Genomic DNA, 16,884 nt, shown 5'->3' with positions numbered 1-16,884 from the left:
TTTATTTTATACTACACTTGTAAATTTACAGATAAATATTCCATTTGTCCATATATAGGGATTTATGTCATAATAAATTCACCATTGTCGTTCAAATTCTCGACACGATGAGGAGGGCTTGCCGTGGCAGCCACTGAAGACCGGCGTGTATTGCGGACCCAGAAAAACTTGAAAGACGCTCTGCTCGCCTTATTGGATGATAAAGAACTTCGCGAACTATCCATTACGGAAGTCACTAAAAAAGCAAAATGCAACCGCGTGACTTTCTATGCGCATTATAAAGATTTAAATGAACTGTTGGCAGCGATTTTCGATGACTACCTACAGGGGCTTATCACGTATTTCCGCCAAAGCTTTAAACACTTGGACCGTTTCTCTTCGAAAGACGTCCAGCGGCATCAGCCGATTTTTGAATACATCTACCAGAATCAGCCGATTTTTTCGCTCATCATCAAAGGCGAAGTGCTTCCGGGATCGCAGAACCAATTTTGCGAAAGCCTGGTGCGGGTATCCGCTACGGAACTGGCACTCGAAGGCGAAAACGAACTGCAGATGGAGATTCCGGAACTGAATTACTACCTCACATATGGAATGCTCGGCTTTTTCATCTATTGGAGCAAACAGGATTTCCAGGATTCGCCGGAAACAATGGCGAAGAAAATCGCGGATCTGCACGGGAAAATTTACGAAGGCAGCATTGTTCTAAATGATGAAATAAAGTGAAAAAATCCCGGCTTATTCTAATAGAAATTAATCAAAAACAAAAACCCTCCAATTTCTCGGAGGATCTTGGATATGTGGTTAAATCCGTGCAGAAACGGGGGTAACTTTGATGTTTTTCACCCATTATGATTTATCCACATGTGAGTAAGTTTTTTAGCATTGCCTTTCTTCATCTACAACTTATGTACAAAACCCGCAGCCTGGTACTCCGGATTTCTATTTTGAAACTTTAAGGCGCTCCAAGTAGTTGAGCAGTTCCCCAAGCGGCATATCAGCCATCGAAGATAATCGGTGTTCAACTGCGCAGAAATCCATTGTCTGAGTCACTTCATTCGGCACAATGACGCAGCCCATACCGGCTTTTTTCGCAGCAAGCGCACCATTCGCCGAATCTTCGAATGCCACACATTCCTCCGGCTCCAATCCAAGACAATGGGCAGCTTTTACATATAATGACGGGTCGGGTTTTACTTTTTCGACATCATCAGATGTTTTGATGCATTCGAAATAACCGAACAGCCCGAGGTTTTTCAGATACTTGGAAACCCATTCATAATCCGAACTGGAAGCGAGTCCGACTTTCAAATCCAATTCTCGTGCTGCTTTCAGGTAATCCTCCACTCCATCCCGTGCTTTTTCCTCGGCCAGTTTGGCATGGAACTTTTCTTTCACTTGCTGCCGCAGCTGCTTGTGCTCGATTTCCTGCTCAATCAGCTCTTCCAGATAGTGAAATGGAGAAAATCCGGACTGGGTACCAATCTCCTGCTGCCAGCGTTCAATCGGCAGTTCGCTGTCATACTCAGCAAACAAATCCTGCAGAATACGGTAATGGTGCGTCTCGGTGTCGAGAATCAGTCCGTCAAAATCGAAAATAATTCCTTTGATCATGATGCCACTTCCTTTCAACTTCAAGAATTGATTGAAAGCACCTGATAGAGGCACTTTGCTACTCGGTATAATCCGCTTCAATGTAGAATTTCACCCGGTCGCCGACCATATAGTATTTAGAGTAATGGACAGGCGCCCCGTTCGGTCCGTAAATGATTTTCTTGACCAGGATGACGGTCGAGGTTTTATTGATTCCTAACTGTTTGCAGAGCTCCGATGACGGGTGGACATACTCAATTTCTTTTTTCACTTTCGTGAAAGGCACTTTGAACTTTTCTCGGATCAGCTTAAATGTGGAGACGCTGTCATCGAGCAGATCATAAATACCTGGGTATACATCCAGCGGCAAATAGGCATAATCGACACTGAACGCCCCTTCTGCATCTTTAACAAGACGCACCAGCTCTACAAATTCGGTGTGTTCATGCGAAAAGACTTTCGAGATATCCGCATCGTCGCTGATGATTTCCTTGTGCAGGATCTCTTTTACAATGTTGTTTTCTTCCGTTGACAAACCTTCCGTGAAACCTTTCAGGTTTAATAAGTGGAGGTCCTTTTTGGACGCCCGGACGAATGTCCCTTTGCCGCGGATGACTTCGATGACGCCTTCTTCCCCCAGTTCCTTGATGGCCCTGCGAATGGTGATCCGGCTGACATCGAAGAGTTTACACAGCTCCGATTCGTTCGGAATTTTGTCTCCGGCTTTCAAATTACCGGTTTTGATCAATTCCTTGATGCCGGCCTTTATCTGTTCATATAACAATATAGGACTATCCAAGTTTATGCTGTCTCGGTTCATTATACAGACTCCCCTATACTTAAATTTTGATCTTTCTGTCATTTCACTGTACATGAGGAGCATTTCTAAAACAAATTTTTAGAATTCCTTCGGATAGCCGAAACCGCCGTAAACTCCGCACGTCGCTGCTGCGGACTTCGTGGCTTTTTCAATTGCCTCGTTCATGTTTGCTCCGTTTATATAATTCACCAAAAACCCGCCGATTAAACTATCGCCGGCTCCCATCGTATCAATAACCGGAATCTTCGTCAGTTGCTGTTCATAAATTTTATCCTGATAGATAAACAAGGCAGGCTCACTGCCTCTCGTCAGGGCTGCCGCTTTAAAACCAAAGCCTTTTAGCCTTTCAATGAACCAGTTCAGTTCCTCTTCCGGCAGATCCGCCGCTGAGAAAAAAGCATATTTGATATGGGGAGCCACTTTTTCGATATAGTCCAGCTCCAGATGATTGGAGAAATCATAGGAGATGTCGATCACTTCCGCGAGCTTCGCCAATTCACTTTCCATGGAAGAATAGCAGCTGACGTGGCATACATCGAACCCTTTGATGAAATCCAGGTCTTCGTCGATCAGCTGCAGTTTGAGCCTGCGCTGAACCGTATCTTTCGCCCCGCTCACAAATACTCGGTCGCCGTCGTCCGTCAGCGCAACTCCCGGCTGGCCGCTGATGCCTTCCGCGGTGCGGGATAAAGTGAAATCAATTCCTTCTTCCTTCAATGCATGTTTAATGTGCGCTGCTTTATCATCGGTTGCAAATATGCCGATGTAGGCCGCATCTTCCGCTCCATTTTTTCGGGCATTGACGGCAACGTTGACACAATTTCCTCCCGGATAATATTTCTTCTGGTCCAAATAGCAATCCACCACATTATCTCCAACCGCAATCAGTTTCATCCCCAATTCCTCCTCTTATCCTTTCACCGATCCTTCCGACAACCCTCTGACCAAATACCGCTGCAGGAACACCAGCAGGACTACCATCGGGATTGTCGCAATCACCATTCCTGCAAGCAAGACGCCCCAATCGGTTCTGAGCGAATCCCTGAAATTCATCAGGCCTGACGGAATCGTCTTCAGTACATCCGAATCAATAAACACAGTCGCAAACATAAATTCATTCCAAGCAAAGTATGCCGTCAAGACGATTGTCGTCACGATAATCGGGATCGACAGCGGCAGGTAAATACGGGCATAGATGCCGAACTCGCTGCAGCCATCGATGATCGCCGATTCTTCCAGCTCTTTTGGGATGCTCAGGAAGAACGCGCGGATCAAGATGATTGTCAGCGGCAGCCGGTACGCCACGTAAGTCAAAATCAACGCCCAATGCGTGTTGATCAAATCCAGCCAAGTCAACAGTTCAAACAGCGGAATCAGTGCGACCTGAGGATTCATCATAATGCCGCCGATGGTGAAAATCAGCGCTACATCAATCCATCTCGATTTATAGCGGGATAATGTAAACGCTGCCATCGAACCGATCATGACAACCAGGACAATCGTTGTGACAGTCACGAACAGGCTATTGAAAAAGTAGCCGGAAATTCCCATCGACCAGGCAGTGGCGTAGTTTTCAAAATGCCAGACGGACGGCAAGCCCCATACATTGCTGTAAATTTCATCATAACTTTTTAAAGAAGAAACCACCATCCAGAAAAGAGGATACAGGATGACAAAGGCAAATAGCAAGAGGCCCAGAAGAATCATGTTTTTTGTCACTTTGCCTTGCAGGTTGGTTTTCATCGCCGTTTTGGCCTTTTTAGCGGGCCGTTCCTTCTTGGCCTGCTGTTCCGGCGCCAACATATCAACTTTGATATTTTCATTTGTTTTTGTCATCCTACTCATCCTTTCCGGTTCCCGAAACCTTGATTTGGACCAGGGCGAAAATCGCAGTCACGATGAAGATCAGCGTGGCGACAGCCGATGCATAGCCCATATTGTCTTTGAAGAACCCTTGCTGGTACATATAAACCGATAAGGTCATCGAGCTTGTGCCCGGACCGCCGTTGGTCAGGATATACGGTTCATTGAATACGAGCATGGCTCCCGTAATGGTGATGAGCATATTGACGAAAAGCGTTTCTTTTACCTGTGGAACCGTAATATTGAAAAATTGCCGGATCTTTCCTGCACCATCTATTTCAGCCGCCTCGTACAGTTCTTTGGGGATTTTCTGGATTGCTACGATAAATAGCATCGTGATAAAGCCGATGCTCTGCCATTGCGACATCGCAATGACCGCGTAAATCGAAGTTGTCGCGTTCCCCAGCCAAGGCACAGCCAGATTTCCCAAGCCAATCAGCTCCAAAAAACTGTTTAAAAGTCCCATTTGAGGATTGTAGATGAAACCAAAAAGCAAAGCGATAACTGAAATCGAAATCATCACCGGTATGAAATAGACAACCCGCAGCAGCGGTGCAATCCGGCGGAACAGCTTGTCCTCGAGAATTGTTGCAAGAACCAGCGCGAAAGCTACCTGGAAAACCACGGAGATGACCGCATATTTGATATTGTTAATCAAAGCCGTCATGACGATCTTATCTGAAAATAACTGTTCAAAAGCAGAAAAGCCGATAAACTCTTTTGTCGGAGAAAACACGCTAAAGTTAAAGAAACTGTTATAGAAGTTTTGAACGAGTGGCATATAGATGAAGATGCCTAAAAATAAGAGGCTGGGCAATAGGAATAAGATTGGGACAATCCGGTTTCTTTTAGCGATCATACCTGCACCTTCTTTCATTTTAATAAGTCCTAACATTCAAGTGAACATTAGGACTTATCCAGTTTTGCACTGTTGCTATTTCTGATTTTGTGCTTCTTGCTGCGCTTCTTTTAAGATGTCCTCAGGGGTTGTCTGCTCAGTGGCCAAGCTTTGTCCGCCGCGCATAAAGACGTCTGCTACATTGATGTTGACTGCATTGTCGAACCAAGGCGCTGTCGAAGTCGCATTGGAGATCAATTCATATGCCTCGAGACTTGCCGGATTGACGTTTTCTTCCGTGACCGCACCTTCAATGGCATTCAGCTGGCCGTCTGTTTTCGTGAATTCAGCAGCTGTTTCTTCCGAAGTCAGGAATTTCAGGAAGTCGATTGTTTCTTTCGGTGCGTTTTTGCTGACCATCCAACCTTCAGGTGCGCCGGTAAGCGCTGTCGGATCGCCTTTCGCCCCTTCAACTTCCGGGAAATCAAAGAATCCGAATTCCACATCTCCCGCTTCCTCGACCATTTTGATTTCCGCGAACTGCATATACAAAACAGGAACTTCGCCAGCAGCGAACATATTGCGCGCCGCTTCGTGGTCAATCGCCGTGGAGACATCGCCCATATAGCTGGTCAGTTCCTCGAAGATTTCGAGTCCCTCGATATAGCCCTCGTCCGTGAATTCAGCCGTTTCCGCATTATAGTCCTTATCCAATACAGCCGGATCCACTACGCGTTCGAAAATAGTGCCGAGATAATGTGAGATTGCCCATGTGTTCGTCAAACCTTCAACCAAAGGTTCGCTGTAGCCTGCATCCTGCAGCTGATCAAGTGCCGCAATCAGCTCGTCATAGGTTTTCGGCACTTCGATATTATTTTCCTCGAAGATCGCTTTGTTATAGAAGAAAGCTTTTCCGTCCACCGTAAACGGAATGCCGTAAGTCGTATCATCGAAGGTGAAACCGCTGAACTGGGAATCGATGATTTTCGATGACCATTCCTCATCTTCTTTGATGACATCATTCAGGGGCATGATGCGCTCGGAAGAAACCAGATTTTCAGCGAATGAATCCGACCAGGCAGCGAAGATATCCGGCAGGTCATCACTTGATACAAGGACACGGATTTTTTCTTTGTAAGAATCATTCAGTACAGAATCCACGTTGATGTGGACATCGGGATTCTGCTCCATGTATTCTTTGATTTTTTCATCATAGAAGGATTTTCTTGGTTCATTCGGCCATCTGTGGAAAAAGTCGATTTCAACTTTTCCATCTGCGCTGGCACTGTTTTCTTCATCTGAGTTACAGGCAGCTAAAAACGTCGTCAACAGAAGCAGCAAAATCGAAAAGAACAGTGTTTTCTTCATTTCGTATCCCCTTTCTTATGAACCCCGCTTTGTATTATCAGTAATCCATTTTCCACATGTATCTTCTGACGGACAATGGGTGGCCGGTGTGTTCAGCCAGTGCGTCTGCATACAGGCGAAGAACCGATCCTGTCAGTGCCGGGCCGAAGTATTCTTTCAAGTCTTCATCAATTCCATCATAATTCAAGGTTTCGATATCGACCACTTCCACTTTATCGCTGAACTTCTGTACAAAGTCCAGTGCACGCTCATCAAGCGGCCGGCTTGCTCCTTCGCCTTTCACCACCAGGAACGGTACATCGTAGTCGGTGATTTCAAATGGTCCATGGAAGAATTCTCCCGAATGGATGGCGTTTGAGTGGATCCACAGCATCTCCATCAACAAACAGCTTGTGAATGAGTAGGCATGGTGGATGTAAGCGCCGCTTGCCATCGTGTAAATGATTTTTTCGCGCTTGTTCTTTTTGCCGAATTCATTCGCAGCATCCGCCAACTGTTCCGTATTTTTCTGGATCAGGTCACCGATTTTCGGCAGCTGGCTGACCACCCGCTTGTATTTTTCGTTCGGCGCCAATACGTTCAGCACTTCGAAGACCAGTGTATAGAAAATGCCGACTTCGCCGTCGATGGCATCCGAACCGTCTTTATAGTTGTAATGGACGATATGTTCAGCGGCTTGGCACAGCGGTGATTCCTCTTCCATTGAAATCGACACCGTCAAGGCGCCTTTTTCACGGGCGAAACTTGCCGCCTCCACTGTTTCTGGCGTTGTGCCTGAATGGGAGCGCAAGATTACCAGCGTATTTTCGCCGACGCCTTTCGGATTGCGATGGATAAATTCATTAGCTGTGTAAACGAAGCTTGGAACTTCTGTTTCCTTGCTGATGAAGTATTCCCCGAAAGACAGTGAAGCCATTGAACCGCCGCACGCTACGAAGTAGACATTCTTGATATCGCGAGCCTTTACCGCTTCCACGACGTTGGCAATCTGCTCCGCGTGCCCCGGCTTCATGGCCGTTCCTTGTATTTCATTGATGATTCCGCCTGCTGTTTCTTCGATTAATGTACCTTGATCCTGTTTCATTTCAACACCCCCAAAATTTATAACGTCATATGACGTTATATTAATAAGTATTATATATATAATGTTTTAAATAGTAAATATAGTTTGATAATTTAATTTATTTATTTTTTTGATACGTTTTCAGAAATCTTCTAAAGCCTTAAAAACTCCTTATGCTATCTGCTCCCAAAGTTCCCAAAATAAAACCCAGATGCCTAAAGAGGTATTGGTTATGGAAAAAGAGCGATTCAGCCTGTTCCCACTTTTTTAACATTTGCTGGAATACTCGGCCTCTCTCAGTATAAGTATAAAAGCACGGGATAACGGGGCATAAAAGTGCTCAGTGTTCGTCCAAGACTTCAATTTGGAGATCCGGGGAAATTTTTTTGATGTGAGCCGCCCTCTTCCATCCATGAAGTTCGACAAACACTCGACATGGCGTTTGGTATAGAGAATTTTACGGAAGATTGGATAAAGCAAGCGAAGCGTAGACCTTATTTACTTAAAGAACACCGCATTCGAAATTGTAGTCTTTTGAGGTTATAAAAACGATTTCTCCAGTTTATCTACATGTGGATAGTTTTCAGGAAGCCTCCTTTCTTTATCCACAAAACAGCAGCGAATAAATTCACTCCTCTCAGCTCTTCCTGTATGATGGAAAAAAAGAGGTGATGTCGTGATTTTCCTGTTGATTTGGCTTCTCCTGATTGCCTACGCCGCATTTTTGGCTCCCGAAGGCGAAAGCCCGGATCCGGTATTCTCAAGAATCTTAAGCGGCGAATGGGGCGAGATCGATCCGCTTGTTTTTGCGGTCTTCAATTCGCTCGGCCTGTTTCCTCTCGTGTTTTTGACGATTCTTTTGCTGCACGACCGCGGCAGGTGGCCCGCTTGGCCATTTGCCCTTTTGTCGCTCGGTACCGGCGCTTTCTCGCTGCTGCCGTATTTTGCATTCGGCGACAAGCACTCGAAGTCGCGGACAAAAAACCGGACGCCTCGTTGGCTCGTACGTTTCCTGTCCTCCCGCTTCTGGCTGATTGTCCTCATGCTCATGTGGGCGGGCAATCTGCTGACGCTGCTGCAAGGATTTTCACTGGCGTCATACCGGGAAGCATTTTTCGATTCCGGCCTTGTGTCGGTCATGACCGTCGACTGGTTCGTCTTATGGGGCTTATCCGTCTATGCCGTTTACCGCTTTTTTCCGCACGCAACGCGAAAAGCGCTTGCCTGGATTCCGATTCTCGGTCCCGTGCTCGTCATGTGGCTGAACAAAAACAAATTACCCAAAAACTAAAAAGCACGCCGATTCAAAAGGTCTCGATGACCCATTGAATCGGCGTGCTTTTTCATTGAATTTATTCGAATAAAGGCGTGACCGGTTTTTCGTTGTGGACATGCTCGATCGCTTCTGCAAGCAATGGCGCAACGGACAGGATGGTGATTTTCGGTGTGCGCTTTTCTTCCGGAACGTAGATCGTATTGGTAACGACCAGTTCCGTCACTGCGGAATCTTCGATTTTTTGGACGGCACTGTCGGACAATACACCGTGCGTACAGCAAGCATAGACGCCTTTTGCCCCGTTTTCCACCAGCACTTTGGCCGCTTTGGAAATCGTTTCTGCCGTATCGACGATGTCGACGATGATGATAGCGTTCTTGCCTAGGATATCGCCGACGATGTTGACGATTTCCGGCTCGCCTGGCTGCGGACGGCGTTTGTCGATAAAGCCGATCGGCACATCAAGGTCGTTCGCCAGTTTCCGTGCACGGCTGAGCCCGCCGTTGTCCGGAGCTACGACAATCGCATTTTCCAGCCCTTTGTTCAGGAAATGTTCAGCGATGACCGTTTCACCCAGCAGCTGATCGACCGGCATATCGAAGAAGCCTTGGATCTGCGGTGCATGGAGGTCCATCGTGATGATGCGGGTCGCACCGGCCGTCTCTAGCATATTCGCCACTAATTTCGCCGTGATCGGCTCGCGCGAACTCGCTTTCCGGTCCTGGCGCGCATAGCCGTAATACGGAATGACCACGTTGATCGTCTCGGCGGAAGCCCGCTTCAACGCATCGATCATGATCAAGAGCTCCATCGTATGTTCATAGCCCGGCTGTGAAGTCGACTGAACGATGAAGACTTCCGCCCCGCGCACGCTTTCCTCCAAATGGATTTGCACTTCCCCGTCGCTGAAACGGTTGATCGAGCTCTTGCCCATTTCGCAGCCAAGCAAGTCGGCAATCTCCTGAGTCAACTCGGGATTTGAATTCAAGGTGAATAATTTAAAGTTCTTTCTTAATTGATAAGGCATGTCGTGCTCCTCCTCCGCAAAAATCGGTTGATCAAATGATGGGCCGGCCGGCACCCCTTGCCGCACAGCCGCTATCTGTTGCTTTTATGATACCTTTTTGCGGGAGGAATAGCCAATGGATAAAAGTTCTTTCGATAAATCTGCATAAACGGAACTACATTAATTGTAGAGTGATGAAATATCCACAGGAGAAGTTATTCGTTCAACTTTTATGATAGAAAAAAGTGAAATAAACATTGTTGCAGCAAGGAATTACTTCTTGTTTTTCATCTCTAAGAGGATAGGTGTTGTATTTATCAGTATTGACAGTAGTGTCAAGACCCATAGAGCCATCGCCATCATAGGCACTGCGTCAAGTAAAGCAGACCAATCTTCCGCTTTTACCCAATCGGACACCATCGTGTAATCTGCCACAACAGTCAGTGCAGTGAAGGACAACCCCATTGCCATCGCCAGCTTATACTCTTTGCCTATGGCATACAGGTATAGATTTAAAAAAGTTGCGGCTATAGCGATAATCCCTAATACGAACCACATTGACATTCCTCCATTGTTTTCTTTTGCTCATATATTCCATAATCACTTTTATTATTATTTATAACGCCAAACTTTTACAGAAGTTCCCACAAAAAAGGCTAACCCCCTCACTTCTTACTTCTCTATCGACCTATCGTTTTCTCGCTGTAACATTCCAGCGCCATGTCCGTCTAAGTTAGAAAGGGGCTGTTTTTATGAAATTCTACTGGCTAACCGTACTGCTGTTTTATATAGCATGGTTCTTATTTTCTACAGCCAATTTTTCAGAAGTGGTTTGGTGGTCGATCTTTTCTTCGAACCGGTCGACACATACTCCCCCTATTGAGCAAATGTCTATCGTGAAAATCACAGCGATGGCCCTTATTTTCAGCGGCCTTCATTTACTGATTTCCCGCTTACACTCTAAAATAAAAACAGAATAAACCTTTAAACGAGCAAAAGCTGTGAAAACCTTATGTTTAGTTATAGAAGAAATGGATGCTGCAGTGGTTTAATAAAGAAAAACGGCAGAAGGTGAAAAAATGAAATACACTTGCCTGTGCTGCGGATACAACACATTGGATGAAGAACCGCCGGGAACGTATGAGATATGCGGAATTTGCTACTGGGAGGATGATTCCGTCCAATTTGCTGATCCGGATTATGAAGGTGGAGCGAATGGCGTTTCGCTTAGGCAAGCGCAGCGAAACTATGCGGCATTCGGTGCGTGCGATAGAGCTTCGATCGAATCTGTCCGGAAACCCAATGAAAAGGATGTAAAAGACCCTCATTGGACAGTAGTGAAAAAAGAATAAGCCATACCATATAAGTTAAAATAGAAGAGAGAATCAAACCCATTAGCCACTTGAGGAGGAGGATCTATGAAATTTGGCATCATCGGCACGAACTGGATCACAGACCGCTTCCTGAAAGCCGCATCTCAGCACCCCGGCTTTACGCTTGGCGCCGTCTATTCCCGCAAGGAAGAAACAGGGCGCGCGTTCGCGGAAAAATACGGCGTCGATTCGGTCTACACGGATTTGGCTGAAATGTTTTCAAGCGGCGGCATCGAAGCGGTCTATATCGCGTCGCCCAATTCGCTGCACGCCGAACAAAGCATCCTGGCGATTGAGCATGGCATCCACGTCCTGTGCGAGAAGCCGGCTGTGACGACGGTCGAAGAAATGGGCCGCATCATCGAAGCGTCACAAAAATACGGGACGACGTTCATGGAAGCGATGAAGTCGACCGTGACGCCGTCGTTCCTGAACATGAAAGAGCATCTCCATAAAATCGGACCGGTCCGCCGCTTCTTCTTCCATTACAACCAGTATTCGTCGCGCTACGACAATTACAAAGAAGGCATCATCGAAAATCCCTTCAAGCCGGAACTCGGCAACGGCGCCCGCATGGACCTTGGCGTCTACGGCATCGCACCCGTCGTCCACCTGGCCGGCGCACCGGAGTCGTTCCTCCGCAATGATTACCGATTGTCGACTGGCGCCGACGGCCAAGGCAGCATGATCCTGAACTACGGCGACAAAGAAGCGGTCGTCACCTATTCGAAGATTTCCGATTCCGCGCTGCCGAGCGAAATCCAAGGCGAAGACGGCACGATCGAAATCGACCGCATCAGCGACCCGAAACGCATCACCTTGAAGTACCGCGACGGCCGGACCGAAGACCTGTCCGTCCCGCATGAGTTCGATACGATGTACTATGAACTCGCGGAATTTATCCGCTGCGCGGAGAATGGGGAAATTGAGTCTCCGATTAATACGCATGCGATTTCGCGGGAGACGGTGCGGTTGTTGATGGAGTAAACGAATAGAATTTGTTCAATCAAAAAACCAGGCGCCTTATAAGGCAGCCTGGTTCTTTGCGTTATTCTTATTTAATTTATTATTCTCCCACCATGCCGTCATTGTCGTTATCCCGCATATACGGGTACAACCAATGATCGCTCATGATCGGCATGCTGAAGCCTGCCGCTTTTGCTTCCTTGATCGTCACTTGGCCATTGCCGTCTGTGTCAACGCTTGAAACGTCGCCGCCGGCCGCTGGAGCCGGCGCTTCTGGCGCACTTTCGGTTTCAGCTTCCGTAGATTCAGGAGCATCTCCGCCGGTTAAGCCAAGGGATTTGTTCACTTCATCCGGGTTCACGTTATCGTATTTGTCTACGACTTTGTTGCCGTTGACTGTATACGTGTATTGGTAACTTGAAGGAATCTGCGTTTCCGTATCCAGATAGGTGATGATCGCTTCAAAATCCACGGCGCCGCCCGCTTTACGGATGACATCTTCCATATAAGCCTGGTCACCGTAGCGGTTCAATGTGCTTTCCTGCGGCGTGATGTTGTAGGCATTCGATACGCCGCCAAGCGAATCCGCAATGACGTGCCCTTCGTCCAGCGTCGGACTTTCGACGCCCGGCACTTTCGCTTCGTCCGGGTAATATCTGCCGGATGACGTTACCGGCTCGGTATTATCGTCCTGCAGAATAATTTCACTCGCCACAACGCGCACAAGCTGTCCGTGTTCATTGGTGAATGCCCAATATTCCCGGTCCCCGAAACCAATGTCGACCACGACATTCGCTTCCCGTTGTCCGGACAGATCGCCGCCGTCCACTTCGATTAATGTGTAGCCAGCGAACAGGTCATTCGTGGACGCTGCAGCTTTTTCTTCTGTCGGAGTTTCTTCCGCAACTGGTTCTTCTTCGACTGCTTCAGGAGTCGCTTCTTCGTCGCTTTCTTCTTCAACCGTGCTTACTTCCTTCACGTCTGTGTCTGTTTCTTCAACAGACGATGTATCTTCTATGTCGGTACACCCAACCAGGAAGATTGCCATTAAAAGTAAGATCAAATAATTCTTTTTCATTTCATGACGCTCCTATAATGTTTTTTCATTGACTATTGGCTTCTGCAATATGCATTCGTTTCAAATCGTTAAAGATTCGTATTTAAGTATAGCATTTTATAGTGAATAAAAACGCTAAATTGTAAACATTTGACTTTAATAATTAATATATCAAGCTCTATTCAGTATCTGATCGAAGAACGCTTAATCCATCCAACTCGCCAAAACAAAAACACCTCATTTACTGAATTTCTGAATGAACAGAAACTCCATTAAATGAAGTGTTGAAGAATTGTTTTTACAATTAGTTTCGCTTATTTTTTTCTTTCCAATCATGCGACCCTCTTACCCAACCTCCAATTGCCGCTCCCATCGCAGCCATCGGCGTATCAAATTCGATATCTTCCATGACGAGCAATTGATTATGAAGAGGGACAAGTTTTTTATCCAATATCAACTTTTCTCGCAGTTTGATGTACTTCTTCGGACACTTTGGCGAAGTAGATGCAGCAAACTTCGAACCTTGTTTCACGACAAAGCTCGAAGCTTTGGAGTAGCCAACAGCGTCCGCACCCCTTTTGGACTGGATGGTCAGAAGTTCGGGTTCTTCTTCTGGAACAACCTCCGGGAATTGAGCCATTGCAAAAGGGAACACCACTTCCTTTTTTCCTGTTTCCAAATCTACTTTTAAAAATTGATAAAGTTCTCCGTACTTTTCGTTTACTACCTTTTTCACATAGATCTCCTGCGCCATTTGATCATCTCCTCAAGTTTGTCTTTCTTTTACTCGATATATAGAGATGATTGGCTCTAAGAGATACCTATTTGTTAATTAACCGGAAGAAGACTGGTTTTTCTTTCGAAATAAGAATGCAGACGATAGTCCGTAATTTCTTTCGTCCAGTTATATAGGAGCTCTTTTTCACCTGACGCCGGGTCTAAATGAAGTTTAAACTCATTATTTAAAAACGTTATTAAACCATTTGCTGCACTGCCGCTCCATTTTGTCATCGGCATTGTTGAGATAAGGTTAGCGACTTTCTTTTCATCGTACTGCCGCAATCTTTTTCCTTGTACATCATTAAAATCCGTATTCAGCCGGTAATCTTTTTCCGTTAAATAGTGATGAAAGAACGGCGCTGTTTCTTCTGGTGTTACAGGATCCAGCCAATGTTCTAGCTCTTTCGACAACATATAACTCAAAATCACCATTTTATAGCTCTTCGTCATCCCTGTCTTTTCCAGCTCAGTAAACCAATGCTTAAACTTTAACCATAACTCTTTTTCTTCCTTATTCAATTCATCTGCATAGGCGAGCAGGCCGATATAACTTCCGAATTCCTGTTTCACGATTTTGGAATCGATGTTCGCCTGCAGATGGAACTCTAAATAAGTTGGGCGTCTGCCCAGTTCTTTCTTCAATTCGTTATAAGCGATGACAACAGATTCTTTTCGTGGAGCTCTCTTCTTTCGCATCTCTTCCAAAAGGTTAATCACTTGTAGATCCAAATTGAACTCACATACGGCTGGCACAAGCGGTTCGATGGCTTTATTGCCAACAGTCTTTTCTTGCTTGTCAAAAACAGCCAACTTCAAATCTGCATTGCGGTAATTCCCGATAAAATCGATGATGACACAATGCGATTTCCCTTCTGCAATTCGAAGGCCGCGTCCGATTTGCTGCGTATAAACCGCCAACGATTCGGTCGGCCGGATAAAAAGCAGCGTATCCACTTTCGGAATGTCTACCCCTTCGTTAAATAGATCCACTGTGAAAATCATTTCCAGTTCTCCGGTTTCCAATTTAGCTCGGGCAGATTTTCTTTCACTTGGATGCGATTCACCGTGAAGCGCGATTGATCGGATGCCTTTCTGTCGGAAAAAGTGATTCATATATACGGCTTGCTTGACAGAAGAACAGAAGCCAATCGTTCTCGTTTGCTTGTACCGGTTCCATTCTTCAAAAATCTTTTCCGCAAAATCTTCGCGCAGTTGAATTTGCAGGAGTTCTTCTTCGTCGTAACGAGTACCGCGCCAAGGAATTGCCGAATAATCCGTATCATCATAGACGCCGTAGTATTGGAAAGGCGCCAGCCAGTTCCGCTCAATCGCGTCTAGAAAATGAATCGAGATGGCAACATTCCCGTCACATAAGGCATATACATCTTTATTGTCCATCCGGTCAGGTGTTGCCGTAATTCCCAATAAAAATTGAGGTTCAAAATAGTTTAATAATCGCTCGTATGTAGGTGCTGCTGCATGATGAAATTCATCCACAACGATGAGATCGAAAGCATCCTTCTCGAACCGATTCAAATGATAGTCACTGCCTAAAGTATAAATTGAAGCAAAGATAAAATCGGCTTCTGTTTTTTTCTCAGAAGCATTATAAAAAGCACTTGAACGGTTTGGGTGAACATGTTTAAACGACGCTTCCGCCTGAATCAAAATCTCTTCCCGGTGCGCAACAAATAACACCCGCTGAAATCTTTCTGCAAAAAATGCAGCTAAATAGGTTTTGCCAAGCCCCGTCGCAAGGACAACCATCGCCCGGCTATAGTTTTCAGCCATAGCATTTTCCAACGCCGCTAACGCTTCCTGTTGGGCAGGTCTCGGCGTAATTTCCACTTCATACGAAACAGCACTTTCTGCGATTTCTGGTTCTTGCGGAAAAGTTGATCCAACCGTCATTTCCACTTCTTCCGCTTCCGACCATACGGGACTGATTGGATTTTTTAAATTCGCTTTTTTATGTAAAGAGCGGTATTCATCAAGGGTCTCCAGATTCAAAGGAATCGTCTGATCTGCATAAAAACTTTTAAGGAATTGTGTCGTTGCCTCTTCAAATACTTCTGCATCGACAGAGGTCGGCGCAATCAAGCTCCACTCAACTCCTGTAGTCAGCGCAGAAGCAGATAAATTGGAAGAACCTACGATTAAATGAGACACATCTCTCCCTCGAAATAAATAAGATTTCGGATGAAAAGAAGTGCCCTCGCTCTTCCAAATACGCACTTCCGCTGAAGGCAACTCTTCCAGAATCATTTGCAGCGCATCGGGTTGTGTGACGAATAAATAATCGCCTACCAGTAGTTTAATCGGCACTCCTCTGTCAGCAGCTTGCTTCAAAAATGGAATGATTTTTTTAACGCCTGATTTCATAGCAAATGCCGTTACCCAGTTGATCTCGACTGCCTCTTTAGATAACCTTTCCAAATGAGAAAGCAATTGAGACGTGACTAATTCCAGCTTAGTCATCTTCAACCTCGATAAGGAAAATACGCTTCTCGAATCCTCCGCGCTTTTCTGCTTTTTTCTTGCGCACTTCTTCCAGCTCTTCGAAAGAAGAACCATGAAGTTTTACAGCAGAGTGTAGTAATTCTAGAATATCAGCCAACTCTTCGACCGCTTCTTCATCGCTTTCTGCTTCTACGTACTCTCTAAGTTCTTCCGACAATTTCTTTTTTAGTTCTGTTTCATATTCTTCTTCCGGCAAAATACGCGTTGAAAATTTTTTATTGGTTTTCTGTATGACTTCCGGGATGTAATCGCGGACTAGTTTGTTATAGATTGGCAAGGAAATTCCTCATTTCATATTTATAATATCTTTAGTTAATTATATAGATAATTTAGTTTAATTCAAAAAGCTATTCTAGAGCGCAAT

The 16,884-nt window shown here is 45.7% G+C and carries 18 protein-coding genes; 5 read left to right on the top strand and 13 right to left on the bottom strand.

Annotation, left to right across the window (positions count from 1 at the left end):
* Positions 1–123: 123 nt before the first annotated feature.
* Positions 124–723 (top strand): TetR/AcrR family transcriptional regulator, encoded by a 600-nt coding sequence (locus tag MTR82_RS04170; RefSeq protein ID WP_246807903.1) that lies wholly within the window; start codon positions 124–126, stop codon positions 721–723.
* Positions 724–939: 216 nt separating this feature from the next.
* On the opposite strand, the gene MTR82_RS04165 is transcribed toward MTR82_RS04170, so the two are convergent.
* From MTR82_RS04165 to MTR82_RS04135, 7 genes are all read right to left on the bottom strand, one after another.
* The gene (locus MTR82_RS04165; protein WP_246807902.1) at positions 940–1,611 is read right to left on the bottom strand and encodes an HAD family hydrolase; all 672 of its coding nucleotides are present in this window, start codon (positions 1,609–1,611) and stop codon (positions 940–942) included.
* A gap of 58 nt (positions 1,612–1,669) precedes the next feature.
* Entirely contained in the window at positions 1,670–2,410 is a 741-nt protein-coding gene (locus MTR82_RS04160) for a GntR family transcriptional regulator (protein WP_246807900.1), read from the bottom strand.
* 78 nt (positions 2,411–2,488) lie between these two features.
* Positions 2,489–3,304, bottom strand: a complete 816-nt coding sequence (locus tag MTR82_RS04155) for a PfkB family carbohydrate kinase (protein ID WP_246807898.1) — start codon at positions 3,302–3,304, stop codon at positions 2,489–2,491.
* 15 nt (positions 3,305–3,319) lie between these two features.
* Positions 3,320–4,153, bottom strand: coding sequence for a carbohydrate ABC transporter permease (locus tag MTR82_RS04150; RefSeq protein ID WP_425023872.1), 834 nt, complete (start codon positions 4,151–4,153; stop codon positions 3,320–3,322).
* A gap of 94 nt (positions 4,154–4,247) precedes the next feature.
* Positions 4,248–5,129, bottom strand: coding sequence for a carbohydrate ABC transporter permease (locus tag MTR82_RS04145; protein ID WP_246808557.1), 882 nt, complete (start codon positions 5,127–5,129; stop codon positions 4,248–4,250).
* A gap of 78 nt (positions 5,130–5,207) precedes the next feature.
* Positions 5,208–6,479, bottom strand: a complete 1,272-nt coding sequence (locus MTR82_RS04140) for an ABC transporter substrate-binding protein (protein WP_246807894.1) — start codon at positions 6,477–6,479, stop codon at positions 5,208–5,210.
* A gap of 37 nt (positions 6,480–6,516) precedes the next feature.
* Positions 6,517–7,563: an SIS domain-containing protein gene (locus tag MTR82_RS04135; RefSeq protein WP_246807892.1), complete on the bottom strand. Its 1,047-nt coding sequence runs from the start codon at positions 7,561–7,563 to the stop codon at positions 6,517–6,519.
* 655 nt (positions 7,564–8,218) lie between these two features.
* Between MTR82_RS04135 and MTR82_RS04130 the strand changes: the two genes are divergently transcribed.
* Positions 8,219–8,833, top strand: a complete 615-nt coding sequence (locus MTR82_RS04130) for a hypothetical protein (protein ID WP_246807890.1) — start codon at positions 8,219–8,221, stop codon at positions 8,831–8,833.
* Positions 8,834–8,894: 61 nt separating this feature from the next.
* Here MTR82_RS04130 and MTR82_RS04125 read toward each other — a convergent pair whose 3' ends face one another.
* Together MTR82_RS04125 and MTR82_RS04120 are read right to left on the bottom strand one after the other, a co-directional pair.
* On the bottom strand, positions 8,895–9,845 hold the full coding sequence (locus MTR82_RS04125; protein ID WP_246807888.1) for a ribose-phosphate diphosphokinase: 951 nt from the start codon (positions 9,843–9,845) through the stop codon (positions 8,895–8,897).
* A gap of 252 nt (positions 9,846–10,097) precedes the next feature.
* Complete coding sequence (locus tag MTR82_RS04120; protein ID WP_246807886.1) at positions 10,098–10,382, bottom strand: hypothetical protein; 285 nt, start codon at positions 10,380–10,382, stop codon at positions 10,098–10,100.
* Between the two features lie 194 nt (positions 10,383–10,576).
* Between MTR82_RS04120 and MTR82_RS04115 the strand changes: the two genes are divergently transcribed.
* The 3 genes from MTR82_RS04115 (at position 10,577) to MTR82_RS04105 (ending at position 12,184) form a co-directional block, all read left to right on the top strand.
* Positions 10,577–10,804 carry a hypothetical protein gene (locus tag MTR82_RS04115; RefSeq protein WP_246807884.1) on the top strand — a complete coding sequence of 76 codons (228 nt, stop codon included), beginning with the start codon at positions 10,577–10,579 and terminating at the stop codon, positions 10,802–10,804.
* A 99-nt stretch (positions 10,805–10,903) separates the two neighbouring features.
* A complete protein-coding gene (locus MTR82_RS04110; protein ID WP_052650055.1) occupies positions 10,904–11,176 on the top strand; it encodes a CPCC family cysteine-rich protein in 273 nt (90 codons plus the stop codon).
* A gap of 66 nt (positions 11,177–11,242) precedes the next feature.
* Positions 11,243–12,184 (top strand): Gfo/Idh/MocA family protein, encoded by a 942-nt coding sequence (locus MTR82_RS04105; protein WP_246807883.1) that lies wholly within the window; start codon positions 11,243–11,245, stop codon positions 12,182–12,184.
* Between the two features lie 79 nt (positions 12,185–12,263).
* Here MTR82_RS04105 and MTR82_RS04100 read toward each other — a convergent pair whose 3' ends face one another.
* From MTR82_RS04100 to MTR82_RS04085, 4 genes are all read right to left on the bottom strand, one after another.
* The gene (locus MTR82_RS04100) at positions 12,264–13,241 is read right to left on the bottom strand and encodes a DNA/RNA non-specific endonuclease (RefSeq protein ID WP_246807881.1); all 978 of its coding nucleotides are present in this window, start codon (positions 13,239–13,241) and stop codon (positions 12,264–12,266) included.
* Between the two features lie 283 nt (positions 13,242–13,524).
* Positions 13,525–13,974 (bottom strand): methionine sulfoxide reductase, encoded by a 450-nt coding sequence (locus tag MTR82_RS04095; protein WP_246807880.1) that lies wholly within the window; start codon positions 13,972–13,974, stop codon positions 13,525–13,527.
* Between the two features lie 74 nt (positions 13,975–14,048).
* Positions 14,049–16,478, bottom strand: a complete 2,430-nt coding sequence (locus tag MTR82_RS04090) for a DEAD/DEAH box helicase family protein (RefSeq protein ID WP_246807879.1) — start codon at positions 16,476–16,478, stop codon at positions 14,049–14,051.
* Complete coding sequence (locus tag MTR82_RS04085) at positions 16,471–16,797, bottom strand: nucleoside triphosphate pyrophosphohydrolase (protein ID WP_246807878.1); 327 nt, start codon at positions 16,795–16,797, stop codon at positions 16,471–16,473. Before MTR82_RS04085 ends, MTR82_RS04090 begins: the two co-directional genes overlap by 8 nt.
* Positions 16,798–16,884: the final 87 nt, after the last annotated feature.

The organism is Planococcus ruber (assembly GCF_022819085.1).
Lineage (GTDB): Bacteria > Bacillota > Bacilli > Bacillales_A > Planococcaceae > Planococcus > Planococcus ruber.
The sequence above is the reverse complement of the archived record's forward strand: the minus strand, read 5'-3'. Positions and strand labels throughout refer to the sequence as shown.